Origin of the sequence: Ferrovibrio sp. (assembly GCF_035304305.1) — a bacterium.
Classification (GTDB): Bacteria; Pseudomonadota; Alphaproteobacteria; order Ferrovibrionales; family Ferrovibrionaceae; genus Ferrovibrio.
The window spans coordinates 1-22017 of record NZ_DATGQG010000054.1; the positions used below are offsets into that span (position 1 = coordinate 1).

General features: G+C 67.2%; 23 protein-coding genes and 1 pseudogene. 11 read left to right on the forward strand and 13 right to left on the reverse strand.

Going from position 1 to position 22017, the window contains the following annotated elements:
• Positions 1 to 192: pseudogene (locus VKZ87_RS06235) on the reverse strand (chitin deacetylase); the annotation flags it as partial.
• Positions 193 to 287: 95 nt separating this feature from the next.
• On the opposite strand from VKZ87_RS06235, the gene pyrF reads away from it, so the two are divergent.
• The 6 genes from pyrF to VKZ87_RS06265 are packed head-to-tail and all read left to right on the forward strand — an operon-like array spanning position 288 to position 5951.
• The gene (gene pyrF, locus VKZ87_RS06240; protein ID WP_324220389.1) at positions 288 to 1016 is read left to right on the forward strand and encodes an orotidine-5'-phosphate decarboxylase; all 729 of its coding nucleotides are present in this window, start codon (positions 288 to 290) and stop codon (positions 1014 to 1016) included.
• Positions 1016 to 1657 (forward strand): phosphoribosylanthranilate isomerase, encoded by a 642-nt coding sequence (locus VKZ87_RS06245; RefSeq protein ID WP_324220390.1) that lies wholly within the window; start codon positions 1016 to 1018, stop codon positions 1655 to 1657. The genes pyrF and VKZ87_RS06245 overlap by 1 nt, the downstream gene beginning before the upstream one ends.
• 17 nt (positions 1658 to 1674) lie before the next feature.
• Positions 1675 to 2886, forward strand: coding sequence for a tryptophan synthase subunit beta (trpB, locus tag VKZ87_RS06250; RefSeq protein WP_324220391.1), 1212 nt, complete (start codon positions 1675 to 1677; stop codon positions 2884 to 2886).
• Positions 2883 to 3704, forward strand: a complete 822-nt coding sequence (gene trpA / locus VKZ87_RS06255; RefSeq protein WP_324220392.1) for a tryptophan synthase subunit alpha — start codon at positions 2883 to 2885, stop codon at positions 3702 to 3704. The genes trpB and trpA overlap by 4 nt, the downstream gene beginning before the upstream one ends.
• 14 nt (positions 3705 to 3718) lie before the next feature.
• Positions 3719 to 4663: an acetyl-CoA carboxylase, carboxyltransferase subunit beta gene (accD, locus tag VKZ87_RS06260; RefSeq protein ID WP_324220393.1), complete on the forward strand. Its 945-nt coding sequence runs from the start codon at positions 3719 to 3721 to the stop codon at positions 4661 to 4663.
• A 25-nt stretch (positions 4664 to 4688) separates the two neighbouring features.
• Complete coding sequence (locus VKZ87_RS06265) at positions 4689 to 5951, forward strand: bifunctional folylpolyglutamate synthase/dihydrofolate synthase (RefSeq protein WP_324220394.1); 1263 nt, start codon at positions 4689 to 4691, stop codon at positions 5949 to 5951.
• Here VKZ87_RS06265 and trxA read toward each other — a convergent pair.
• Positions 5948 to 6271 (reverse strand): thioredoxin TrxA, encoded by a 324-nt coding sequence (gene trxA, locus VKZ87_RS06270; RefSeq protein ID WP_324220395.1) that lies wholly within the window; start codon positions 6269 to 6271, stop codon positions 5948 to 5950. The two genes, VKZ87_RS06265 and trxA, sit on opposite strands and share 4 nt — an antisense overlap.
• A gap of 198 nt (positions 6272 to 6469) precedes the next feature.
• Between trxA and VKZ87_RS06275 the strand changes: the two genes are divergently transcribed.
• Positions 6470 to 7501 (forward strand): alpha/beta hydrolase family protein, encoded by a 1032-nt coding sequence (locus tag VKZ87_RS06275; RefSeq protein ID WP_324220396.1) that lies wholly within the window; start codon positions 6470 to 6472, stop codon positions 7499 to 7501.
• 75 nt (positions 7502 to 7576) lie between these two features.
• Here the strand turns inward: VKZ87_RS06275 and VKZ87_RS06280 are convergent, their stop codons facing one another.
• The 8 genes from VKZ87_RS06280 to VKZ87_RS06315 all read right to left on the reverse strand — a co-directional run bounded on the left by VKZ87_RS06280 (position 7577) and on the right by VKZ87_RS06315 (position 17522).
• Entirely contained in the window at positions 7577 to 8038 is a 462-nt protein-coding gene (locus tag VKZ87_RS06280) for a DUF4167 domain-containing protein (RefSeq protein WP_324220397.1), read from the reverse strand.
• Between the two features lie 231 nt (positions 8039 to 8269).
• A complete protein-coding gene (prmC, locus tag VKZ87_RS06285) occupies positions 8270 to 9127 on the reverse strand; it encodes a peptide chain release factor N(5)-glutamine methyltransferase (RefSeq protein WP_324220398.1) in 858 nt (285 codons plus the stop codon).
• Positions 9120 to 10208, reverse strand: a complete 1089-nt coding sequence (gene prfA / locus VKZ87_RS06290; RefSeq protein WP_324220399.1) for a peptide chain release factor 1 — start codon at positions 10206 to 10208, stop codon at positions 9120 to 9122. Before prfA ends, prmC begins: the two co-directional genes overlap by 8 nt.
• Positions 10209 to 10213: 5 nt before the next feature.
• On the reverse strand, positions 10214 to 11452 hold the full coding sequence (gene hisS, locus VKZ87_RS06295; protein WP_324220400.1) for a histidine--tRNA ligase: 1239 nt from the start codon (positions 11450 to 11452) through the stop codon (positions 10214 to 10216).
• A 28-nt stretch (positions 11453 to 11480) separates the two neighbouring features.
• Positions 11481 to 12620 carry a flavodoxin-dependent (E)-4-hydroxy-3-methylbut-2-enyl-diphosphate synthase gene (gene ispG / locus VKZ87_RS06300; protein WP_324220401.1) on the reverse strand — a complete coding sequence of 380 codons (1140 nt, stop codon included), beginning with the start codon at positions 12618 to 12620 and terminating at the stop codon, positions 11481 to 11483.
• Positions 12621 to 12723: 103 nt separating this feature from the next.
• The gene (locus tag VKZ87_RS06305; RefSeq protein ID WP_324220402.1) at positions 12724 to 13887 is read right to left on the reverse strand and encodes a helix-turn-helix domain-containing protein; all 1164 of its coding nucleotides are present in this window, start codon (positions 13885 to 13887) and stop codon (positions 12724 to 12726) included.
• A 65-nt stretch (positions 13888 to 13952) separates the two neighbouring features.
• Positions 13953 to 16223 carry a phosphoenolpyruvate--protein phosphotransferase gene (ptsP, locus tag VKZ87_RS06310; protein WP_324220403.1) on the reverse strand — a complete coding sequence of 757 codons (2271 nt, stop codon included), beginning with the start codon at positions 16221 to 16223 and terminating at the stop codon, positions 13953 to 13955.
• 78 nt (positions 16224 to 16301) lie between these two features.
• On the reverse strand, positions 16302 to 17522 hold the full coding sequence (locus VKZ87_RS06315; protein WP_324220404.1) for an aspartate kinase: 1221 nt from the start codon (positions 17520 to 17522) through the stop codon (positions 16302 to 16304).
• A gap of 186 nt (positions 17523 to 17708) precedes the next feature.
• Here VKZ87_RS06315 and ubiG point away from each other — a divergent pair, with 186 nt between their 5' ends.
• On the forward strand, positions 17709 to 18446 hold the full coding sequence (gene ubiG / locus VKZ87_RS06320; protein WP_324220405.1) for a bifunctional 2-polyprenyl-6-hydroxyphenol methylase/3-demethylubiquinol 3-O-methyltransferase UbiG: 738 nt from the start codon (positions 17709 to 17711) through the stop codon (positions 18444 to 18446).
• A gap of 3 nt (positions 18447 to 18449) precedes the next feature.
• Here ubiG and VKZ87_RS06325 read toward each other — a convergent pair whose 3' ends face one another.
• Positions 18450 to 18869, reverse strand: a complete 420-nt coding sequence (locus tag VKZ87_RS06325) for a DUF1178 family protein (RefSeq protein WP_324220406.1) — start codon at positions 18867 to 18869, stop codon at positions 18450 to 18452.
• A 91-nt stretch (positions 18870 to 18960) separates the two neighbouring features.
• Between VKZ87_RS06325 and VKZ87_RS06330 the strand changes: the two genes are divergently transcribed.
• Genes VKZ87_RS06330 through VKZ87_RS06340 form a run of 3 tightly spaced genes read left to right on the forward strand, consistent with a single transcriptional unit; the run spans position 18961 to position 20937 of the window.
• Positions 18961 to 19494 (forward strand): class I SAM-dependent methyltransferase, encoded by a 534-nt coding sequence (locus tag VKZ87_RS06330; protein WP_324220407.1) that lies wholly within the window; start codon positions 18961 to 18963, stop codon positions 19492 to 19494.
• 7 nt (positions 19495 to 19501) lie between these two features.
• A complete protein-coding gene (locus VKZ87_RS06335) occupies positions 19502 to 20041 on the forward strand; it encodes a GNAT family N-acetyltransferase (RefSeq protein WP_324220408.1) in 540 nt (179 codons plus the stop codon).
• A gap of 23 nt (positions 20042 to 20064) precedes the next feature.
• Positions 20065 to 20937: an inositol monophosphatase family protein gene (locus tag VKZ87_RS06340; RefSeq protein WP_324220409.1), complete on the forward strand. Its 873-nt coding sequence runs from the start codon at positions 20065 to 20067 to the stop codon at positions 20935 to 20937.
• Here the strand turns inward: VKZ87_RS06340 and VKZ87_RS06345 are convergent.
• Together VKZ87_RS06345 and grxC are read right to left on the reverse strand one after the other, a co-directional pair.
• The gene (locus VKZ87_RS06345; RefSeq protein WP_324220410.1) at positions 20907 to 21749 is read right to left on the reverse strand and encodes a carbon-nitrogen hydrolase family protein; all 843 of its coding nucleotides are present in this window, start codon (positions 21747 to 21749) and stop codon (positions 20907 to 20909) included. The genes VKZ87_RS06340 and VKZ87_RS06345 overlap by 31 nt on opposite strands.
• Positions 21750 to 21756: 7 nt before the next feature.
• A complete protein-coding gene (gene grxC, locus VKZ87_RS06350) occupies positions 21757 to 22017 on the reverse strand; it encodes a glutaredoxin 3 (RefSeq protein ID WP_324220411.1) in 261 nt (86 codons plus the stop codon).

Sequence of the window (22017 nt, forward strand, 5' to 3'; positions counted from 1 at the left end):
CAGCGGCAGCACACTGTAGCGGCCCGCGGTCAGCTCGGCGATATGGGCGTCGAACTGCTCGAGCCGGATATTGGTGCTCGGCACGCTGTCCTCGCCGAAGCGGTGATACATCAGGATGGCGGCATGGTCGGCCGCGACAGCCGGACCGGCAGCCAGGCAGGCGAGCAGGAGGAATGGCAGAAAACGAGGCATGGTGGCAGCTTAGACCGGGCCGGGACGCCCCGCCAGCCGGTGCCGGGGGGAGACTTGGCCCGGGCTTTGGGCTATAAGCGCCGCCGATGACGAACATGCCTCTCAAGCCCCAGCCGGCCAGCCGGATCGCCCCCGTCTTCTGCGCCATCGATACCACCGAACTGGCCTTCGCCTCGCGCTGCGCCCGGGCCGCCGCCGCCGCCGGTTTCGGGGTCAAGCTGGGCAAGGAATTCTTCACCGCCTTCGGCCCGACGGAAGTACGCGCCATCCTGCCCACCGGCACGCCGCTCTTCCTCGACCTCAAGTTTCACGACATCCCCAACACGGTGGCCGGCGCGGTGCGCTCCGCCGCCGCGGCGATGGGCCCGATGATGCTGACGATCCACGCGGCCGGCGGTCCCGCCATGATCCGCGCCGCGGTGGAGGCGGCGAAGGCCGCGCGGCAGAAGCCGATGATCCTCGCCGTCACCGCGCTGACCTCGCTGGACGCCGCCGACCTGAAGGCGGTCGGCATCACGGAAGACGTCAGCAGCTGGGTGATCCGGCTGGCGAAGCTGGCGCAGGACAACGGCGCCGACGGGGTGATCTGCGCCGCCACCGAGATCGCCATGCTGCGCAAGGCCTGCGGCCCGGATTTCAAACTGGTCGTGCCCGGCATCCGGCCCAAGGGCGCGGCGGCCGGCGACCAGAAGCGCGTCATGACGCCGGCGGAAGCCTTCGCGCTCGGCGCCGATCACCTCGTCATCGGCCGGCCGATCACCGACAGCCCCGATCCCGAAGCCAGCGCCCGGGCCATCGCGCGCGAACTGGAAGGCGCGGCATAATGGCGATCTTCACCAAGATCTGCGGCATCAACGATCCCGTCGCCATGCAGACGGCGGTGGAGAACGGCGCCGACATGATCGGGCTGATCTTCTACCCGCCCTCGCCGCGCAACGTGACGGCGGAGCAGGCGGAAGAGCTGCTGCGCGACCTGCCCTCGGGCATCGACCGGGTCGGCGTCTTCGTCAATCCTGAAACGGATTTTCTCGACAGGATCCTCGCCAAGGCGCGGCTCGACCTCATGCAGCTGCATGGCGACGAGACGCCGGACCGCTGCCGCGCGCTGTCGATCTATTTCGGCCTGCCGGTGATCAAGGCCTTCAAGGTATCCGAGAAGGCCGACCTGAAGGCGGCGCGCGACTACGAGGACATCGTCGACTGGCTGATGTTCGACGCCAAGCCGCCTAAGGATGCCAAGCTGCCCGGCGGCAACGCGGTCAGCTTCGACTGGAGCATCATGCAGAATGCGAAATTCCAGCGGCCCTGGATGCTTTCGGGCGGCCTCACGCCGGAAAACCTGCCCGAGGCGGTGAAACGCTCGGGCGCCACGGCGGTCGATGTCTCCTCCGGCGTGGAAAGCGCGCCGGGCAGGAAGGATCCGGAAAAGATCCGCGCCTTCCTCAAGGCCGCGCGCGCCCTCTAGTCCCAGGCAGGTTTGTGATGACGATGCTCAATTCCTATCGCTCCGGCCCTGACGAGCGCGGCCATTTCGGCCGCTTCGGCGGGCGCTTCGTGGCCGAAACGCTGATGCCGCTGATCCTCGACCTGGAGAAGCATTACAAGGCGGCGAAAGCCGATCCGGCCTTCAAGGCCGAGTTCGAGTATTTCCTGCGCGACTATGTCGGCCGCCCCAACCCGCTCTACTACGCCGAGCGGCTGACCCAGCATCTCGGCGGCGCCAAGATCTACTTCAAGCGCGAAGAGCTGAACCATACCGGCGCGCACAAGATCAACAACTGCATCGGCCAGATCCTGCTGGCCAAACGCATGGGCAAGAAGCGCATCATCGCCGAGACCGGCGCCGGCCAGCATGGCGTGGCAACGGCGACGGTCGCCGCCCGCTTCGGCCTGCCCTGCGTCATCTACATGGGCGAGGTGGATATCGAGCGGCAGCAGCCGAACGTCTTCCGCATGAAGCTGCTCGGCGCCGAGGTGCGCGGTGTCACCTCCGGTTCGCGCACGCTGAAGGACGCGATGAACGAGGCTTTGCGCGACTGGGTCACCAACGTGCACGACACCTTCTACATCATCGGCACGGTGGCGGGACCGCATCCCTATCCGCAGCTGGTGCGCGACTTCCAGTGCGTCATCGGCGAAGAGACGCGCGCGCAGATCCTCGAGAAGGAAGGCCGGCTGCCGGATTCGCTGGTCGCCTGCATCGGCGGCGGCTCGAATGCCATGGGTCTGTTCCATCCCTTCCTCGACGACAAGGACGTGACGATCTACGCCGTCGAGGCCGCCGGCGAAGGCCTCGACACCGCGAAGCATGCCGCCTCGCTGGCAAAAGGCACGCCCGGCGTGCTGCACGGCAACCGCACCTATCTGCTGCAGGACGAGGACGGTCAGATCACCGAGGCGCACTCGATTTCCGCGGGCCTCGATTATCCCGGCATCGGGCCCGAGCATGCCTGGCTGCATGAGGTCGGGCGCGTGAATTACGTCTCGGCCACCGACAGGGAAGCCATCGAGGCGTTCCAGCTCTGCTCGAAGCTGGAAGGCATCATCCCGGCGCTGGAAACCTCGCATGCGCTGGCGCAGGTGATGAAGCTGGCGCCGACCCTGCCGAAGGACCATCTGATGGTGGTGGGCATCTCGGGCCGCGGCGACAAGGACATCTACAGCGTGGCGAAGCATCTGGGGGTAAAGCTGTGAGCCGCATCGACAAACGCTTTGCCGAGCTGAAAAAGCAGGGCCGCGCCGGCCTGGTGACATTCATCACCGCCGGCGACCCCGATTTCGACACCTGCGCGCGGCTGCTGGAGGGCCTGCCCGAAGCCGGCGCCGATGTCATCGAGCTCGGCATGCCCTTCACCGACCCGATGGCCGACGGCCCCTCGATCCAGGCGGCAAACCTGCGCGCGCTGGCTGCTGGCGCGACGCTGAAGAAGACGCTGGATCTGGTGCGCGGCTTCCGCCGGAAGGACGATGTCACGCCGATCGTGCTGATGGGCTATTTCAATCCGATCTCGGCCTATGGCGTCGACAAATTCCTGAGCGACGCGAAGAAGGACGGCGTGGACGGCCTGATCATCGTCGACCTGCCGCCCGAGGAAGATGACGAGCTCTGCATCCCCGCCGTGAAGGCCGGGCTGAATTTCATCCGGCTGGCGACGCCGACCACCGACGATGCGCGCCTGCCGGCGGTTTTGCAGAATACCTCCGGTTTCCTCTATTATGTCTCGATCGCCGGCATCACCGGCGCCGCCGCGCCCGACACCGCCGCAGTGGCGACCTCCGTCTCGCGGATCAAGAAGCATACGGACCTGCCGGTCGCCGTCGGCTTCGGCATCCGCGACGGCGCCCGCGCCGCCGAGATCGCCCGGGTGGCGGATGCCGCCGTGGTCGGCTCTGCCCTGGTGGAGCGCATCGCCGAGGCGCAGGCGAAGGGCAGCGATCCGGCCGAGCATGTGCTGGCGCTGGTTCGTGAGCTGGGTGCCGCGGTCCGCGGCGTGGTGAAGGCAGCGGCGTAACTGGGAGAGATGGAATGAACTGGCTGACCCGCACCGTCCTGCCGAAGATCCGCGAATTCACCACGAAGAAGGACACGCCGGACAATCTCTGGAAGAAGTGTCCCAATTGCGGGCAGATGATCTACGCCAAGGAGCTGGAAGAGAACCAGCATGTCTGCCCGAAATGCGACCACCACATGCGCATCGGGCCGAAGGAGCGGTTCAAGGCGCTGTTCGACAACGGCGAGTACCAGACCATCGAACTGCCCGACGTGGTGCAGGACCCGCTGCATTTCCGCGATTCCAAGAAATACCCGGACCGCCTGAAGGATGCCCGCGCCAAGACCGGGCAGAAGGATGCCTTTGCCGTTGCCCATGGCACGCTGGACCAGCGCGACGTGGTGATCGCGGTGCAGAATTTCGCCTTCATGGGCGGCTCGATGGGCATGGCGACCGGCGAGGCGCTGGTGGCCGCCGCGCAGCTGGCGGTGAACCAGCGCGCCGCCCTGATCGTCTTCTCGGCGGCCGGCGGCGCCCGCATGCAGGAGGGCATCCTGAGCCTGATGCAGATGCCGCGCACGGTGATCGCCGTGCAGCGCCTGCGCGAGGCGCATCTGCCCTTCATCATGGTGCTGACCGATCCCACCACCGGCGGCGTTACGGCCTCCTACGCCATGCTGGGCGACATCCAGATCGCCGAGCCCGGAGCGCTGATCGGTTTTGCCGGCCAGCGCGTCATCGAGCAGACCATCCGCGAAACCCTGCCGGAAGGCTTCCAGCGTTCGGAATACCTGCTCGAGCACGGCATGCTGGACATGGTGGTGCATCGCCGCGACCTGCGCGCCACGCTCAGCCGCATCGTTGCCCTGCTGCTGGATCCGATGCCCAAGGCCGATATCGTTGCCCTGCCGCGACCCGGCATCGACATACCGCCGACCGGGGAAATTCCGCATGGCGCCCCCGGCAAAAGGTCCAAGTAATCCGGATCCTGTATTGCAGCGCCTCATGGCGCTGCATCCCAAGGCGATCGACCTCTCGCTGGACCGGCTCAGGCCCCTGCTGGCGCGCCTGGGCGATCCGCATCTGCATCTGCCGCCGGTGGTGCATGTCGCCGGCAGCAAGGGCAAGGGCTCGACGCTCGCCTTCCTGCGCGCGATCGCAGAAGCCGCCGGCTATTCCGTGCATGCATACATCTCGCCGCATCTGGTACGCTTCAACGAACGCATCCGCCTCGCCGGCACGCTGATCGGCGACGATCACCTCACGGCCTTGCTGGAACGCTGTGAGGCGGCCAATCGGGGCGAGCCGATCACCTTCTTCGAGATCACCACGGCAGCGGCCTTCACCGCCTTCGCCGAAACGCCCGCCGACCTGCTGCTGCTGGAGACCGGGCTCGGCGGCGAATTCGATGCCACCAACCTGGTGCCGAAGCCGGCGCTGACCGCGATCACGCCGATCGGCATCGACCATGTGCAGTTCCTCGGCCCCACGCTGACGGACATCGCGAAAGCCAAGGCTGGCATCATCAAGCCGGGCGTACCCTGCGTGGTCGGTCCGCAGCCCGACGAGGCGATGGCGGTGATTGAAGCCCGCGCGGCGGAGCACGGCGCGACGCTGCTGCGCCATGGCCGCGAATGGCGCGTCAGCGCAGGCGAGGACTGCATCGTCTGGGAGGATCGCAGCGCGGCCTACCGCCTGCCGCGCCCCGCCCTGCCCGGCCCGCACCAGGTCGTCAATGCGGGCACGGCGATCGCCTGCGCCCGCGCGCTGGACGGCTTCCGCTTTTCCGAAACCGCCTTCGCCGCCGGCCTGCGCCAGGTCGACTGGCCGGCGCGGCTGCAGCGTCTCAGGGCAGGCCCGCTGATCGAACTGCTGCCGCAGGATGCCGAGCTATGGCTGGACGGCGCCCACAACGCCATGGCGGGCGCGGCGCTGGCCGCTGCCCTGGACGGCATGCCGGAACGGCCCACCTGGCTGGTCACCGGTATGCTCAATACCAAGGATGCCGCGGGCTTCCTGCGCCCGCTGGCGCCGCGGATGCAGGGCGCGCGCTGCGTCGCCATCCCGGGCGAAGCGAACTCCCTGTCGGCCGGCGATCTGGCCGCGGCGGCGCAGTCAGTCGGGCTGAAGGCAGCGCCGGCGGAAAGCCTGGCAGGGGCAATGGACGACGTCGCGCAAATGATAAGGGCCGGAGCAGCAGCCCCGGCCCGGGTCGTGATCGCCGGCTCGCTCTATCTGGCGGGCCGGGTTCTCGCGGAAAACCATTAGATCGAGGAGTTGATCCACTCCACGATGCGGCTCTTCGGCATCGAGCCGACCTTCGTCGAGACCGCCTTGCCATCCTTGAACAGAATCAGCGTCGGTATACCACGCACGCCGAACTTTGACGGCGTCATCGGGTTCTCGTCGATGTTGACCTTGGCGACCGTCAGCTTGCCGGCCATCTCGCCGGCGATCTCGTTCAGCGCCGGGGCGATCTGACGGCAGGGACCGCACCATTCGGCCCAGAAATCGACCAGCACCGGGCCGGGCGCCTTCAGTACGTCGCTTTCGAAGGAGGCGTCGGTAACTTTGGTCGGCTCTGACATGGGAAATCCTCGTTGATGCGGCTGCGGAGCGATTCCGGCAGCGCGGATAAAGGTAAGAAGGCCACCCCCGAGCGTCAAGCAGGGAGCAAGTCCATGATTTGTCTTGAATTTACAGCTGGACAAAGTCGCGCACGAGTTGTTACAAACCGTAACAGGGGCCGGGAAATCCGCCCGTTCAGAGGGTAGTCAGGGGGTGTAATGGCCGGGGGACCCGCCAGCAGGCCGGCAATCTGGATGCGTGGCGCGGCGCTGGCGACAGCGCTGGCCTTCGGCCTGTCGCTGGTCGCGGCGCCCGTGGCCCAGGCGCAGCCCCGCGCCGCTTCGCATCCCTCCGGCAAGACGGCGACGGCGCCCAAGCCGGCTGCCAAGCCCGCCGTTTACAAGGCCCCGCGCAAGCAGAAATCTGCCGAGCCCGCCCGCCGGGCGGTGGCCGCGGAGGGCACCAGCTTCATGATCGACGGCCGCCGGGTGCGCGTCGACGTGGTCAGGGCCGAGACCGCCGCCGACGAACAGGCCCCCGCCGTGCTGATCCTGCACGGCGCCAGCGGCCTGGGCGACGGCACGCTGTTCTACCCCCAGGCCAAGGCCCTGGCCGAGCGCGGCATTTCCGCCTTTGTCGTGCATTATTTCGACGGCATTCCGCACAGCCACAAGGCCGCACCGGCGCTGCATGACGAGCGCGAGAGGGTGATTGCCGAGGCCGTGTCCTACGTGCAGCAGCAGGATTACGTCGATGCCGACCGGATCGGCATCTTCGGCCTTTCGCTCGGCGGCTTCCATGCCCTCAGCCTGGGCAGCCGGGATGAGCGGATCCAGGCGGTGGTGAACGTGGTCGGCGCCATGCCGGCGGAGGTGCAGCGCCGCGGCGTGCACCGGATGCCGCCGACTCTGGTGCTGCATGGCGAACGCGACCGCACCGTGCCGGTGCGCCGGGCCCATGACCTGGTCAGTCTGCTGCAGAATGTTGGCGCCGAGCATGAGGTGATGATCTACCAGGGTCAGGGCCACACCTTCCGCGGCGAGGCCCGCGAAGACAGCATCAACCGCACCGTCGACTTCTTCGAGCGCTATCTCGGCGACCGCGGCCTGCTGGACAAGGAGTTCGAGTTCGACATTGCGCTGGCGCCGATCGTGCCTGAGGAAGAGAGCCTGCCGATCCGCGCGCTGACCATCGCCGATGAAGCGCTGGGGCTGCGGGCCGAGCTGATCAGCCAGGCAGCCGACGAGTAACGGCGCATCAAAGACGCAAACAAAAAGGCCGCTGGTTTCAGCGGCCTTTTGCATTTCAGGAATTCCGTACGGCGGTCAGGCGGCTGTCGCCTCATCGCGTTCCGAACCGGAGGTCTCGCTCGAGTCCAGCGCCGCTTCCAGTTCCATCTCCAGGCTCGGCTGCTCGCCGTCCGCGAAGGCCTGCTGCGGCGCCTGCTGCACCTGCGCCGGCTGCTGCTGTTGCGGCTGCTGCTGCGCGGCATGCTGTTGCTGCTGCTGCGCGGCGCGCTGCATCGGGGTCACGCCCTGGGCCAGCATGATGCGGTAGTAGTGCTCCGCATGCTGCAGATAGTTTTCCGCCGCGACGCGATCCCCGGAGGCATTGGCATCGCGGGCGAGCTGGCAGTAACGCTCGAAAATGGTGCTGGCGCTGCCCCGGATCTTCACATCGGGACCGTTGGAATCGAAATTCCGATGGGCGCCGCCACCGCCATTCGCATTGCCATGGGGACGACGGCCCTGGGGACGGCCGCCACGTTGACGATTCTTGTTATTCACTGTTCATCTCGCTGTTGTCGCTAATGGCGCATTCGGGCGAACTGCGCAGGCGCATCGCGCTAACGTAACGCGCGACGCCGACGGCCTCTCATGACATCGAAGAGGCGATGACGCCGCCTGCCCAAGCGCCCCGACCACTGCATCTTTCGCGTGATCCTGCGGGGCTGCGTCATCCCGTAATCCCAAGATAAGCGCCATGGGGGCGCCTGCCAACCCCTTTTTTACCAGAAATTACCGGGGGTTGCGGGCCAGAATGACGCGGTCGATGCCGGCCAGATCCGGTTTCGCGCAGATCTCCCGGAAGCCCGATTCCGCCAGTAGCCCGGCCACCGGTTCTTCCTGTCCCTGGCCGATCTCGAGCGCGACGATCGCCCCCGGTGCCGCCAGCCGGGCGAGATGCGACATAAGCGCGCGGTAGGCCGCCAGGCCATCGCTGCCGCCGTCCAGCGCCAGCCGCGGTTCGTGCCGGGCGACTTCGGGTGCCAGCGCGCCGATGGCGGCGGTTTCGATATAGGGCGGATTGCTGATCAGGATGTCGAATGCACCGGCGATGCCCTCGCCCCAGTCGCCCTCCCGCCAGCGGCCTCTCGTCGCCAGGCCGAGGCGCCCGGCATTGCGGGCGGCGACGGCGAGAGCGGCCGGCGAACGGTCGATGCCCAGTCCTTCCGCGGCAGGCAATTCGTGCAGCAGCGCGAGCAGCAGGCAGCCCGAGCCGGTGCCGAAGTCGACCAGCCGCAACGGCGCTGCCCGGTCCGGCACCTGGTCGAGCACCGCCTGGACCAGGGTTTCGCTGTCCGGCCGCGGGTCGAGCACGTCGCGGCTGACCTCGAATTCGAGGCTCCAGAATTCGCGCCGGCCAAGGATATGCGAGACCGGCTCGCGATCCGCCCGGCGGGTGACATACTCCGAGAACCGGACCGCCGCTTCCGGCGCGACAGGCGTGGACGGCTCGATGCGCAGGCGGTCGGCGGCAATGCCGCTGGCATGGCTGAGCAGCAGAACGGCATCGCGACGCGGACCTTCGACGCCGGCGGATTTCAGCCGCGCCGTCGCATCGCGCAGCAGATCGCCCGCCTGCATCTCAGTCATTCAGTTCGGCCAGCCGGCTCGCCTGATCCTCGGCGATCAGCGCGCCGATTATCTCGTCCAGCGCCTCCCCGGTCATCACCTGCTCGATCTTGTAGAGCGTCAGGTTGATCCGGTGGTCGGTGACGCGGCCCTGCGGGAAATTGTAGGTGCGGATGCGTTCCGACCGGTCGCCGGAGCCGACCTGCCCCTTGCGCTGGGCGGCGCGTGCGGAATCGGTGCGTTCGCGCTCGGCCTCGTACAGCTTGGCGCGCAGCAGCTTCATCGCCTTGGCCTTGTTCTTGTGCTGCGATCGTTCGGTCTGCTGGGCAACCACGATGCCGGTAGGAATATGCGTGATGCGCACGGCGGAATCGGTGGTGTTCACATGCTGACCGCCGGCGCCCGAGGAACGGTAGACGTCGATGCGCAGGTCAGCCTCGTTGATCTCGATGTCGACATCCTCGGCCTCCGGCAGTACGGCCACCGTGGCGGCAGAGGTATGGATGCGGCCCTGGGTCTCGGTATCCGGCACGCGCTGCACGCGATGCACGCCGGACTCGAATTTCAGCTTCGCGAAGACGCCGCGGCCGGAGATGGTGGCGACCGCTTCGCGGAAGCCACCCAGTTCGGTCTCCGCAATGCTTTCGACCTCGAATTTCCAGCCCTGCAGCGCCGCATAGCCGCGATACATCTCGAACAGGTCGCGGGCGAACAGGGCTGCCTCGTCGCCGCCGGTGCCCGCGCGCACCTCGAGGATGGCATTCTTCTCGTCGTCGGCATCCTTGGGCAGAAGCAGAATCTTCACCTGCCGCTCGAGGTCGGGCAGTGCGGCCTGCGCTTCCTTCCATTCGGTCTCCGCCAGGGCACGCATCTCGGGATCGGAGGCCGGATCGTCACGCATGGCGGCGAGCTCGGCGATGTCCCGGCGCAGCTTGCGCCAGGACTGGATCGCCTTCACCAGCGGCTCGATCTCGGCATATTCCTTCGACAGCCTGACGAAGGTGCCGGCATCCTGCCCGCCGGCGGACATCTGCGCCTGCAGGATCTCGTAGCGCTCGATCACCTTGTCGAGCTTGGCCTCGGGCAGGCCGGTCGCTTCCATGGGCGTTACGCTTTCAGCTTCGACAGCAGTTCGCCGCGCGGCACGGTGGTTTCCTCGCCGCTCTTCAGGTCCTTGACCTTCGCGACGCCTTTCGCCAGTTCGTCATCCCCGATCACCACGGCTGCCGCGCAGCCGAGCTTGTCGGCGCGCTTGAAGCGCTTGCCGGCATTGCCGCCATAGGCGAGTTCGACGGCGACATCGGCGCGGCGCAGCTCGGCCGCCAGCTTCGCCGCCTCGGCTTCCGCCGCCGGCCCGATGGGAATGATCGCAACGCTGTGCGGCGCCGCCGGCTGCGGATTGCTCAGCAGCACCAGCCGCTCGATGCCGCCGGCCCAGCCGATGCCGGGCGTCGGCTTGCCGCCGAGCTGTTCGATCAGGCCGTCATAGCGGCCGCCGGCCAGCACGGTACCCTGCGCGCCGAGCATGTCGGTGGTGAATTCAAAGGCGGTATGCGTGTAGTAGTCGAGGCCGCGTACCAGCCGGGGACTCACCTTCAGCGGGATGCCGGCCGCGCCCAGCCCGTCCTGCACCGCGCGGAAGAAGTCCCGCGCCGCCGGCGTGAGGTATTCCTCGATCAGCGGCGCATTGGCCACCAGCGCGCGATCGCCCTCATCCTTGGAATCGAGGATGCGCAGCGGGTTCTTCTCCAGCCGCCGCCGGCTGTCCTCCGACAGCCTGTCGACATGGCCGCCGAAATAGTCGACCAGGGCCTTGCGGTAGCCGATGCGGCTCTCCGGATCGCCCAGCGTGTTCAGCTCCAGCACGCATTTGTCGAGGATGCCGAGGCGGCGCAGGATTTCCGCCGCAACCGAAATCACCTCCACGTCGGCCTGCGGCTCGGCGGCGCCGATCACCTCGATGTCGATCTGGTGGAACTGGCGCTGGCGTCCCTTCTGCGGCCGCTCGTAGCGGAACATCGGCCCCCAGGCGAAGGCCTTGAAGGGTACATGCTGCTGCAGGCCGTTGGAAATGAAGGCGCGGCAGATGCCGGCAGTGTATTCCGGCCGCAGCGTGATTTCCTCGCCGCCCTTGTCGGCGAAGGAGTACATCTCCTTCGAGACGACGTCGGAGGTTTCGCCCATCGAGCGCGCGAAGACGTCGGTGAATTCGAAGATAGGCGTCGCCATCTCGCGGTAGCCGAACAGTTGGGCGGCATGGCGGGCCGTATCCACCACATGGCGGAAGCGGGCGTATTCTTCGGGCAGAATGTCATGCGTGCCGCGCACGGGCTGCAACTGGGCCACGGCGAGTCTCCGTTTTTGAATTTGTCAGCTAAGAAGCGGCGTCGGCCGCTTCGGATGCGGGGGTCGATGCCCTGGCGGCCTCGATCTGGCGCGCCTTCTCTTCCACCAGCCGCACGAGATGGGCAACCACGTCCTCGTTCTGCAGCCGGTGCGCCGGCTGGCCGGCGATATAGACCTGATGCGTGTTGTTGCCGCCGCCGGTGAACCCGATATCGGTCTCGCGCGCCTCGCCGGGACCGTTCACCACACAGCCGATCACGCTCAGCGTCATCGGCGTGGTGATATGGGCAAGCCGCTTCTCCAGGACCTCGACCGTCCTGATCACGTCGAACTGCTGCCGCGCGCAGGACGGGCAGGAAATCACGTTGACGCCGCGATGGCGCAGGTTAAGCGACTTCAGGATGTCGAAGCCGACCCGCACCTCTTCCTCCGGCGGGGCCGACAGAGAGACGCGGATGGTGTCGCCGATACCCGACCACAGCAGCATGCCGAGCCCGATGGAGGATTTCACCGTGCCGATGCGCTGGCCGCCAGCCTCGGTGATGCCGACATGCAGCGGGTAGTCGCAGGCCTCCGCCAGCGCCTGGTAGGCGGCAACCGCGAGGAAGACGTCGGAGGCCTTCACGCTGATCTTGAATTCTCGGAAGTCATGGTCTTCCAGGATACGCGCATGCTCCAGCGCGCTTTCCACCATCGCCTCGGGACAGGGCTCGCCATATTTCTCCAGCAGATGCCTTTCCAGCGAGCCGGCATTGACGCCGATGCGCATCGAGCAGCCATGGTCCTTCGCGGCCTTCACCACCTCCCGCACCCGGGCGGCATTGCCGATATTGCCCGGATTGATGCGCAGGCAGGCGGCGCCCGCCTCCGCGGCCTCGATCGCGCGCTTGTAGTGGAAATGGATGTCGGCGACGACCGGCACCTTTACCTGGCGCACGATCTGCTTCAGCGCCTTCGTCGAGTCTTCATCCGGACAGGAAACGCGGATGATATCGACGCCGACCTCCTCGCAGCGGCGGATCTGCTCCACCGTGGCCGCGACGTCGCTGGTCAGCGTATTCGTCATGGTCTGGACGGTGATCGGCGCATCGCCGCCCACCGGAACGGAACCGACGAAAATCTTGCGCGACCGGCGGCGCTGGATATCCCGATAGGGTCGGATGCTCATGATGTGTTTCCGTCCGCGCAGAAGGGCTGCCGGACGCGGCGTAACATGGCGTCTTTACACCCCAATAGCAAGCACAGGGGACCGCGCGGTCGGCCGGTCGCGCCTAGCCCTGATGGTCCTGACCGGCGGATTTCAGCCGTTCCGGATCCAGTTCGATGCCGCGCTTCACCTCGCCGTCGCCGCCCAGCGGCGGCAGCGGCTGGCCGTCGATCACGATGCGCAGGCCGCCGGCATTGCCGGTCAGCAGGGTCAGGCCGGCGCGATCGGGCACGGCATAGCGCTCGCCCGGATTGAGCAGGCGGGTGAAGATCTGCTCGTTGTTCGGCCCGCGGACCTGGATCCAGGACTGGGCGGTCGCCTCGAGGCGGATGCGGCTCTCGGCCGGCACGCCGAAAACCTGCGGTGCCGCAGCCGGGGCCGTTTCGGCAGCGGGAGTTTCGGTCGGCGCCGCAGCAGTGGCAGTGGCGGTTTCCGTCGCCGGCGGGGCAGCTGGTGCTGCCGCGGGAGCGGCAGGCGCCGGATCCGGAGCGGCGGCTGGCGGATCAGCCGGGACACTGGCGGTCGCGGCAGGCGTTTCAGCAGGCATTTCAGCGCCGGGAGCGGCGGGATCAGGAGTGACTGCAGCCGGTGTTGCAGGCGCCCCGGTAACCGGCGCCGGGGTCGCGACCGCCGGAGCCGGCAGGGGGGCCGATGCGGTCGCCTGGGGCACGGCCGGGGTCGCGGTCTGCGGCACTGCCGCGGCCGGGGGCGCCGACGGCGCCGGCGCGATCGGCTGCGGCGCCGGGACCATGTCGGCAAGCCGCCCGGGCACCGCCTGGATCAGCTCCTGGCCGACACGCAGGGTTTCCTGGTGGCGATACCAGAGGGCATAGACGACGGCGGCGACGATCAGGGCGCCGACGACCAGCCAGAGATGCGGCCGGCGCTCTTCCGGCCGGGGCATGGGAAAATTCAGCACCGGCGGGTGCAGGGGCGCATCGGCCTCGGCCTGGTAGGCTTTCAGGACCTGGTCGGGCTCGAGGCCGAGGAAGTCAGCATACTGCCTGAGAAATCCGTTGATATAGACGGCGCCGGGCAGCTCGCCGAAGGCGCCGGATTCAATGGCTTCCAGATAGGGACGACGGATGCGCAGACGCGCGGACACCTCGGCCAGCGACAGGCCGCGGCGCTCGCGCACGACTTTCAGGCTATGTCCAACGCCTTCGTAGCGTCCGCCGGTTGCGGATGCCTCCGGCAAGGCCGGCTGCGCGCCGGTCTGGGTCGACATGATCTTCCCCGCCCCTCGTTACCCTTGGGGCATCATACGGGTTTTGGCCGGCAAAGCCAGCTATTTCAAACAATTACCCCGTTTTCCCGGGCAAACTCCTCAAGCTGCGCGCGGACGCTGTGCTCCGGCGAGGCGTAAAGCCCGGCCATGAACCCGGCCAGCTGGGGGATGTCGAGGCTGCGCAGCATCTCCTTGACCGGGCCGATGGCGTTGGCCGGCATCGAGAGCCGCTCCAGACCCAGCCCGATCAGGGCCATGGCCTCCAGCGGACGGCTGGCCATCTCGCCGCAGAGTGTGATCGGCTTCCCGGCAGCCCGGCATTGCTGCACCACCCAGTGCAGGAAACCCAGCATGCTGGGACTGAGCGGATCGTAGCGATCCGCCACCTTCGGGTTGCCGCGATCGGTCGCGAACAGGAACTGCATCAGGTCGTTCGACCCGATCGAGACGAAATCCACCAGCGGCAGCAGGGCCGGCAGCTGCCAGGCCAGCGCCGGCACTTCCAGCATGGTCCCCACCGCGATGCCCACCGGCACCGGCTTGCGCAGGTTGACCATGCGCTGCACCTCGCGGTCGAGGAGTCGGCGCGCGCGGCGGAATTCATCCACCTCGGCGATCATCGGGAACATGACATGCAGCTTGCGGCCCGCCGCCGCCGAGAGCAGCGCGCGCAGCTGCACCTTCAGCAGGGCCGGCCGGTCGAGCGCCAGGCGTATCGCCCGCCAGCCCATGGCCGGGTTCTCTTCCGGATGCTTCACCAGATAGGGCAGCACCTTGTCGCCGCCGATATCCAGGGTGCGGAACACCACGGGACGGTCGCCGGCATGCTCGATCACGCGCCGGTAGATCGCGGTCTGCGCCTCGGCCTTGGGCAGGGTCGGGCGCACCATGAACTGCAGCTCGGTGCGGTAGAGCCCGATGCCGTCGGCCCGGGTCTCGTCGAGATGGCTGAGATCGATCAGCAGGCCGGCATTGATCAGCAGCGAGATGCGCGTGCCGTCGCGGGTGACCGGCGGATCGTCGCGCTGGGCGGCATATTTCGCCAGCCGCGCCTTGCGCAAGCTGAGGCTCTGGTGGAACGCCGTGATGACATCGGGCGCCGGCCGCACGAAGACCTGGGCATGGTCTCCGTCTACCACGACGGTGTCGCCGGGCTCCACCCGGGCAATCACGCCCTCGCAGCCGCCGATCACCGGAATGGACAGCGCGCGCGCCACGATGGCGACGTGACTGACGCTGGAGCCCTCCTCCAGCACGACGCCCTGCAGCTTGCGCCGGTCGTAATCCAGCAGCTCCGCCGGCCCCATGGAGCGCGCGAACAGGATCGCGTTGTCGGGCAAGTTCTCGGCCGCCGAATGGGTCGGCTTGCCTGTCAGGTGCAGCAGCAGGCGGTTGGCGAGATCGTCGAGATCGGCGAGGCGCTCGCGCAAGTATGGATCGGTAATCGCCTGCATGCGGTGCCGCGTGTCGGCCTGCACGCGCAGCACCGCCGCCTCCGCCGTGAGGCCGGACTCGGTCGCCTGGTGCAGCTTGGCCAGCCAGCCCGTGTCATGGGCGAACATCTTGTAGGTTTCCAGAACCTCGCGGCTCTCGCCGACGATGTCGCTGTCGGGCGCCTCGAGCATCCGGTTGACCTGGTCCCGCATCGAGGCGACGGCGGCATCCAGCCGCTCCTTCTCGTAGGGGATGTCGTCGGCGATGGTCTTCTCGACATGGATGCGCGGCTCGTGCAGCACGGCGACGCCGATGGCGAGACCTTCCGACAGCATGCGGCCATCGGCGCGGAAGGGCAAAGTCGACGCCCGGCTGACGGCGGCGAGATCCTCGCCGCTGCTGAGCTGGCCCGAGGCAACCATCTCGGCCAGCACCATGGCGATGGTCTCGAGCGCCTCGACCTCCTCATCGGCATACTGCCGGCGCGTCTGGTTCTGCACGACCAGCACGCCGATCACGCGGCTGTCGCGCAGGATCGGCACGCCGAGCAGCGAATGGTAGATCTCTTCGCCGGTTTCCGGCTTGTAGGCGAATTGCGGATGATTCTGCGCATCCGCCAGCGCCAGCGGCCGGGCATTGCTGGCGATGTCGCCAACCAGGCCCTCGCCGACCTTCAGCCGCGTCTTGTGCACGGCATCCGGATTCAGACCTTCGGTGGCATAGAGTTCGAGATCGTCGTTGCGCAGCAGATAGACCGAGCAGACTTCCGCCACCATGTTGGCGGCGATGTTGCGCACGACGCGGCCCAGCCGTTCCTCGACGGTGCCGGCTTCCGCCATCACCTCGCGGAGACGGCGCAGCAGGCCCCTCGGCCCGGGCGGCGGCGCCCGGCCCGGCGTCACGGCCGGTCCCCGCTGTGATGCGGAACCGCTATGCCGGCACGCCCTCGCTGCATCGAGCCCCCGCGTCCATCGGCCGCCCTACTCGGAATCCAGCCCGAAAGCGGTGTGCAGGGCGCGCACTGCCAGTTCGGTATAGTCGGCGCTGATCAGCACGCTGACCTTGATCTCCGACGTGGTGATCGCGAGGATGTTGATGCCCTTCTCGGCCAGCGCCTTGAACATGATATGCGCGACGCCCGCATGGCTGCGCATGCCGACACCGACGACCGAGACCTTCACGACGTTGCGGTCCGGGATCAGCTTCGACCAGCCGAGGCTGTTTTGCTGCTGCTCGAGGATCTTCACGGCGCGGTCGAGATCGCCACGCCCCATGGTGAAGGTCATGTCGGTCTTCTTGCCGTCCTCGGAGACATTCTGGACGATCATGTCGACATTGATGCCGGCTTCCGACAGCGGGCCGAAAATGCCGGCAGCGACGCCGGGGCGGTCGGCCACACCGATCAGGGTGACCTTGGCCTCGTCGGCCGAATAGGTGACGCCGGAAACGATTTGCTTTTCCACGATCTCATCCTCATCGACTACCAGCGTACCTGGCGTATCGGCGAAACTCGACAGAACCTGCGTGCGGACGCGATGGTTCATCGCCATCTCGACCGAGCGGGTCTGCAGCACCTTGGCGCCGAGGGATGCCAGTTCCAGCATCTCCTCGTAGGTGATCTTATCCAGCTTGCGGGCCTTTTTCACGATGCGCGGATCGGCCGTGTAGACGCCGTCCACATCGGTGTAGATGTCGCAGCGGTCTGCTTTCAGCGCGGCAGCGAGAGCCACGGCGGAGGTGTCCGAGCCGCCGCGGCCGAGCGTGGCGATACGGTCGTTCGGCCCGACGCCCTGGAAGCCGGCCACGATCGGCACGACCCCCGCCTCCATGTCCCTGAGCATGGCGGTGCCGTCGATCTCCTCGATGCGCGCCTTGCCATGCATGCCGTTGGTGCGGATCGGCACCTGCCAGCCCTGCCAGGAACGGGCCTTCACGCCGACCGACTGCAGCGCGATGGACAGCAGGCCGGTGGTGACCTGCTCGCCCGAGGCGACCACGGTGTCGTATTCCCGCTGGTCATGGGCGGGATCGATCTGCTTGCAGAGATCGACCAGGCGATTGGTCTCGCCCGACATGGCCGAGACGACCACGGCAACCTGGTTGCCGGCCTCGACCTCCCGCTTCACCTTGGCGGCGACGTTCTTGATGCGGTCGACCGAGCCGACCGACGTGCCGCCGAATTTCATGACCAGGCGCGCCATGTCGCTCGATCCCGTTTTCACTGTCCGTTGTCGTAAAATATCCAGGGTTTCGACCGGCCGGAACTTGCCGATCGAAAAGCGGCCCCTTAATACTCTTTGGCCCCTTGGTTAGGCAAGCCGACCGGACGGCGAAAACGCCGTTTTTCCACCTTCTGCCAATAGCTTCGGACCCGCCGCGGACAGGCCATGACACAAGCTGCCAGCATCGATCCAGCCGAAATCGCCCGCTTTTCGGCGATGGCGGCGGAATGGTGGAATCCGCAGGGGAAATTCCGCCCGCTGCACCGGTTCAACCCGGTCCGGCTCGGGTTCATCCGGGACCGGATCGCCGCGCATTTCGGCCGAGATCCGGCCGGTCCGGAGCCGCTTGCGGGACTGCGGCTGCTGGATATCGGCTGCGGCGGCGGGCTGGTGGCGGAACCCATGGCCCGCCTTGGGGCCCGGGTGGTGGGCGCCGACGCCTCGGAAAGGAACATTGGCGTGGCCCGGCTGCATGCCGCCGAGAGCGGCGTGGAGGTCGATTACCGCTGCACCAGCGCGGAAGATCTGGCAGCGGCCGGCGAGACTTTCGACGTCGTGCTGACGCTCGAAGTGGTCGAGCATGTCGCCGACCTGGAGGGTTTCCTGCGCTGCTGCGGCCAGATGGTGAAGCCCGGCGGCCTGCTGATCGCCGCCACGCTGAACCGCACGCTGAAGGCCTATGCGCTCGCCATCGTCGGCGCGGAATACCTGCTGCGCTGGTTGCCGCCCGGCACCCATGAATGGAAGAAATTCGTCCGGCCGCATGAACTGGCGGCCGGCCTGCGCCATGCCGGCCTCACCGTCAGCGAGATCACCGGCGTGTCCTATGATCCCCTCGCCGACCGCTGGCGGCTGGGACGCGACACGGACGTCAATTACATGATGGTGGCGACGAAGCCCTGACCGTCAGGCGTCGCCGCGCGGCAGCCAGGGGATGACGGCAACGTCGATCCCCTCTTCGGCCAGTTCCCGGGCTTCTTCCCGGCTGGCTTCGCCGTAGATGTTGCGCTTGTCGGCCTCGCCGTAATGGATCTTGCGCGCCTCCTCGGCGAACTGCTCGCCGACATAATCGGCGTTCTTCTCCACATGGTCGCGCAGCTCGGCCAGCGCCTTCAGGGCGGCCGCCATCTGTTTCGTCTCCTCGGCGGCGCGCTCGCCCCGGGACCGCGCGATGCGCGGCGCCATCGGCGCCTTGGTGACCTTCCGGGAATTACAGACCGGGCAGACGACCTTGCCGCTCGCCGCCTGCTTGTCGTAGGTGGCGCTGTCGTAGAACCACGCCTCGAAGACATGGTCCTTGCGGCATTTCAATTCGTACTTGATCATGGGCGAACGTGATTCGGGGTGAGGCCCGGGTTTGAGCAAGACCAATAGCTTATACATGGCGCTGCGATAGCCGCGCAACAAGGGGTGGGCCATGGGGGGCCATGCGCCACAACCGGAGGGGGGCAATCCCTCTCCCTGGATCGTCCGTTTCGCGCCGCTGGTTGCAGCCGGCAGCCGCGTTCTGGACCTCGCCTGCGGCGGTGGACGCCATGGCCGCCTGTTTCTCCAGCGCGGCCATCCCGTCACCTTCGTCGACCGCGACCTGACGGGCGTCGCCGATCTCCGGAACAGCCCGGATGCCGCCCTGGTCGAGGCCGATCTGGAAGCTGCGCCCTGGCCGCTGCCGGACCGGCAATTCGCCGCCGTGGTGGTGACCAACTACCTCTGGCGCCCGCTGTTTCCGGCGCTGCTGGCCGCGCTCGCGCCACAGGGCATCCTGCTGTACGAGACCTTCATGCGCGGCAACGAGCGGTTCGGGAAGCCGTCCAGCCCGGATTTCCTGCTCGTCCCCGGCGAACTCTACGAACGCTGCAGGGATTGCTGCGACATCCTCGCCTTCGAACAGGGCGAGGATGCCGTGCCAAAGCCCGGAATGCGGCAGCGCATCTGCGCCATCAAGCACTGAGGCCGGCATGGCGCAGCAGATCGAAACCGACCGTCTGCGGCTGCGCCGCTTCGCTGCCGAGGACTGGGAAGTCCTGGCGCGCTTCTACAGCGACGACACGGTCATGCGCCACATGCTCCCGGGCAAGGGCCTGTCGCGCCGCGAGGCCCAGGAACGCGCCAAGAGCAACATCCACAATTTCAACGACCATTGGGCACGGCGGAACTACGGCGTCTGGGCCGTCGAGGACCGCCGGAGCGGCCGGCTGCTCGGCCAGTGCGGCCTGCGCTGGATTCCGGAAGCGGAACAAACCGAACTGCTTTACCTTTTTAGCAAGACGGTATGGGGCCGCGGCCTGGCAACGGAGGCCGGCCGTGCAGCACTCGATTTTGCCTTCACCAGAACCGACCTGAATCACCTGATCGCCGTCACCGCGCCGCAGAACAGCGCGTCGCAGCGGGTACTGTCGAAGCTTGGCTTCACCGCAACCGGCGAAGCACCGCTGTGGGAGCGCATCGTCAGCTGGTTCGAACTGTCGCGCGAGCGCTGGGCGACATCATCCGGCTGAGCAGCCGGCGTTACGTTGCCATCATGCGGATTTGGTCTATCCTCTTTGCCGCCATGATCGATATCGAGCAGCGTCTGAACCATGCCGAGCAGGTGATCCGCGAAGCGGGCAAGCTGGCGCGCGGCTTCTTCGACAATCGCAACGATCTCGTCATCAAGCTCAAGGGCGTGCAGGATTTCGTCAGCCAGGCCGACGCCGAGACGGAAGACCTGATCGCCTCGCGCCTGCTGGCCAGCTTTCCCCATGACGGCATCCTCGGCGAGGAGCGTGGCCGGCGTGGCGGCGAGACCGACGCCGTCTGGGTGATCGATCCGATCGACGGGACGGCCAATTTCGTGCGCGGTCTGCCCTACTGGTGCGTCGCCATCGCCCTAGTCTGCAGCGGTCGCATCGAACTGGGCCTGATCTTCGACCCGGTCAGCAACAAGCTGTACAGCGCGCGCCGCGGCCATGGCGCTTTCTGCAACGGACAGCCGATCGCCGTCAGCGGTGCGACGCGCCTCGAGCAGGCCTGCATCGGCCTCGGCCTCGGCCATGGCGAAGCGGGCGAGCCGCATGCCGCACTGATCGAGCGGCTGCTCAGGGCGCATTGCCAGTACCGGCGTCTGGGCAGCGGGCTGATGCTGATGGCGCTGACCGCCGAAGGCGCGATGGATGGCTTCTATGAAGCCCGCATGAAACCGTGGGATGCCCTGGCCGGACTTCTGCTGGTTCGCGAGGCCGGCGGCATGACGAACGACTATCTCGGTTTCGACGGCGAGGTCCGCGCCGAACCCGTGCTCGCCATCACCCCCGGACTGTGGAACGGCTTCTGCCAGGCAACCGGCGTGTCGCTGCCCGTCTTCTCAGAGGCGCAGAACGGCTTTCACTCGGCCGCGCGGGCCGGCATCGCATAGCTCGGATCGTGGCGCCAGGCGGGGATCTGCGCCCGCGCCTTCGCCACTTCGGCCAGATCGATCTCCACCGTCACGGCGCGCACGCCTTCTCCCGCATCCGCCAGCACCCGCCCCCAGGGATCGACGACCAGCGAATGACCGTAGGTCTGCCGGTTGCCCGGGTGATTGCCCCACATGGCCGGCGCGATGACGAAGGCGCCGGTTTCGATGGCGCGCGCCCTGAGCAGCACATGCCAATGCGCCTCACCGGTGGTGCGCGTGAATGCGGCGGGGATCGAGATGAGATCGGCGCCCGCCTGCGCCAGGCCGCGATACAGGCCCGGGAAACGCAGATCGTAACAGACGCTCATGCCCAGCGTGGCAAAGGGCAGCGACGCCAGCACGCCCCGGTCGCCGGCGGCGATCGAATTGGATTCGCGGTAGGTTTCGCCTGACGGCAGGTCGACGTCGAAGAGATGGATCTTGTCGTAGCGCGCGGCGATCTCGCCGTCAGGCGCGAGCAGATACGAGCGGTTGAAGTTCCGGTTCGCGCCTTCCGGCTTCACGGCGATGGAGCCGACGAGAAACCAGGCGCTCATCTCCTTCGCCATATCCCGGAAGGCCTGCAGCGCGGGATGCCGCTCCTCGGGCCGGCCGGCGGCCACGCTTGCAGCGGCATTGGCTCCCATGAACCCGGAATTCTCCGGCGTGGCGATCAGTTCGGCGCCATCGGCGCGCGCCTGGCGCGCCAGCGCCGCGATCTGGGCGACATTGGCATCCATGTCGTCCCAGATATTCGGCTGCACGAGACCGATCTTCACGCGTCGCGCCATGGCGTCCTCAGGCCGCCTGCAGCATCGGATCGAGCTTGCCGGCGCGGTCCAGCGCATGCAGGTCGTCGCAGCCGCCGATATGCTGGCCGTTGATCCAGATCTGCGGCACGGTGGTGCGCCCGCCGGCCTTCCGGCTCATTTCCTGCCGCTTGGCGGCATCATAGGACACATCGATCTCGGTATAGGTCTGGCCCTTTTTCTCCAGCAGCGCCTTCGCGCGCGCGCAATAGGGACACATGAAGGTCGTGTAGATCACGATGTCTGGCAT

Bases quoted from the DNA above. Each gene is read 5' to 3' on its own strand.
- pyrF (WP_324220389.1), top strand. From the start codon at position 288: ATGCCTCTCAAGCCCCAGCCGGCCAGCCGGATCGCCCCCGTCTTCTGC.
- VKZ87_RS06245 (WP_324220390.1), top strand. From the start codon at position 1,016: ATGGCGATCTTCACCAAGATCTGCGGCATCAACGATCCCGTCGCCATG.
- trpB (WP_324220391.1), top strand. From the start codon at position 1,675: ATGACGATGCTCAATTCCTATCGCTCCGGCCCTGACGAGCGCGGCCAT.
- accD (WP_324220393.1), top strand. From the start codon at position 3,719: ATGAACTGGCTGACCCGCACCGTCCTGCCGAAGATCCGCGAATTCACC.
- VKZ87_RS06265 (WP_324220394.1), top strand. From the start codon at position 4,689: ATGGCGCTGCATCCCAAGGCGATCGACCTCTCGCTGGACCGGCTCAGG.
- trxA (WP_324220395.1), bottom strand. From the start codon at position 6,271: ATGTCAGAGCCGACCAAAGTTACCGACGCCTCCTTCGAAAGCGACGTA.
- VKZ87_RS06275 (WP_324220396.1), top strand. From the start codon at position 6,470: ATGGCCGGGGGACCCGCCAGCAGGCCGGCAATCTGGATGCGTGGCGCG.
- prmC (WP_324220398.1), bottom strand. From the start codon at position 9,127: ATGACTGAGATGCAGGCGGGCGATCTGCTGCGCGATGCGACGGCGCGG.
- prfA (WP_324220399.1), bottom strand. From the start codon at position 10,208: ATGGAAGCGACCGGCCTGCCCGAGGCCAAGCTCGACAAGGTGATCGAG.
- ispG (WP_324220401.1), bottom strand. From the start codon at position 12,620: ATGAGCATCCGACCCTATCGGGATATCCAGCGCCGCCGGTCGCGCAAG.
- VKZ87_RS06305 (WP_324220402.1), bottom strand. From the start codon at position 13,887: ATGTCGACCCAGACCGGCGCGCAGCCGGCCTTGCCGGAGGCATCCGCA.
- VKZ87_RS06315 (WP_324220404.1), bottom strand. From the start codon at position 17,522: ATGGCGCGCCTGGTCATGAAATTCGGCGGCACGTCGGTCGGCTCGGTC.
- ubiG (WP_324220405.1), top strand. From the start codon at position 17,709: ATGACACAAGCTGCCAGCATCGATCCAGCCGAAATCGCCCGCTTTTCG.
- VKZ87_RS06325 (WP_324220406.1), bottom strand. From the start codon at position 18,869: ATGATCAAGTACGAATTGAAATGCCGCAAGGACCATGTCTTCGAGGCG.
- VKZ87_RS06330 (WP_324220407.1), top strand. From the start codon at position 18,961: ATGGGGGGCCATGCGCCACAACCGGAGGGGGGCAATCCCTCTCCCTGG.
- VKZ87_RS06335 (WP_324220408.1), top strand. From the start codon at position 19,502: ATGGCGCAGCAGATCGAAACCGACCGTCTGCGGCTGCGCCGCTTCGCT.
- VKZ87_RS06340 (WP_324220409.1), top strand. From the start codon at position 20,065: ATGCGGATTTGGTCTATCCTCTTTGCCGCCATGATCGATATCGAGCAG.
- VKZ87_RS06345 (WP_324220410.1), bottom strand. From the start codon at position 21,749: ATGGCGCGACGCGTGAAGATCGGTCTCGTGCAGCCGAATATCTGGGAC.
- grxC (WP_324220411.1), bottom strand. From the start codon at position 22,017: ATGCCAGACATCGTGATCTACACGACCTTCATGTGTCCCTATTGCGCG.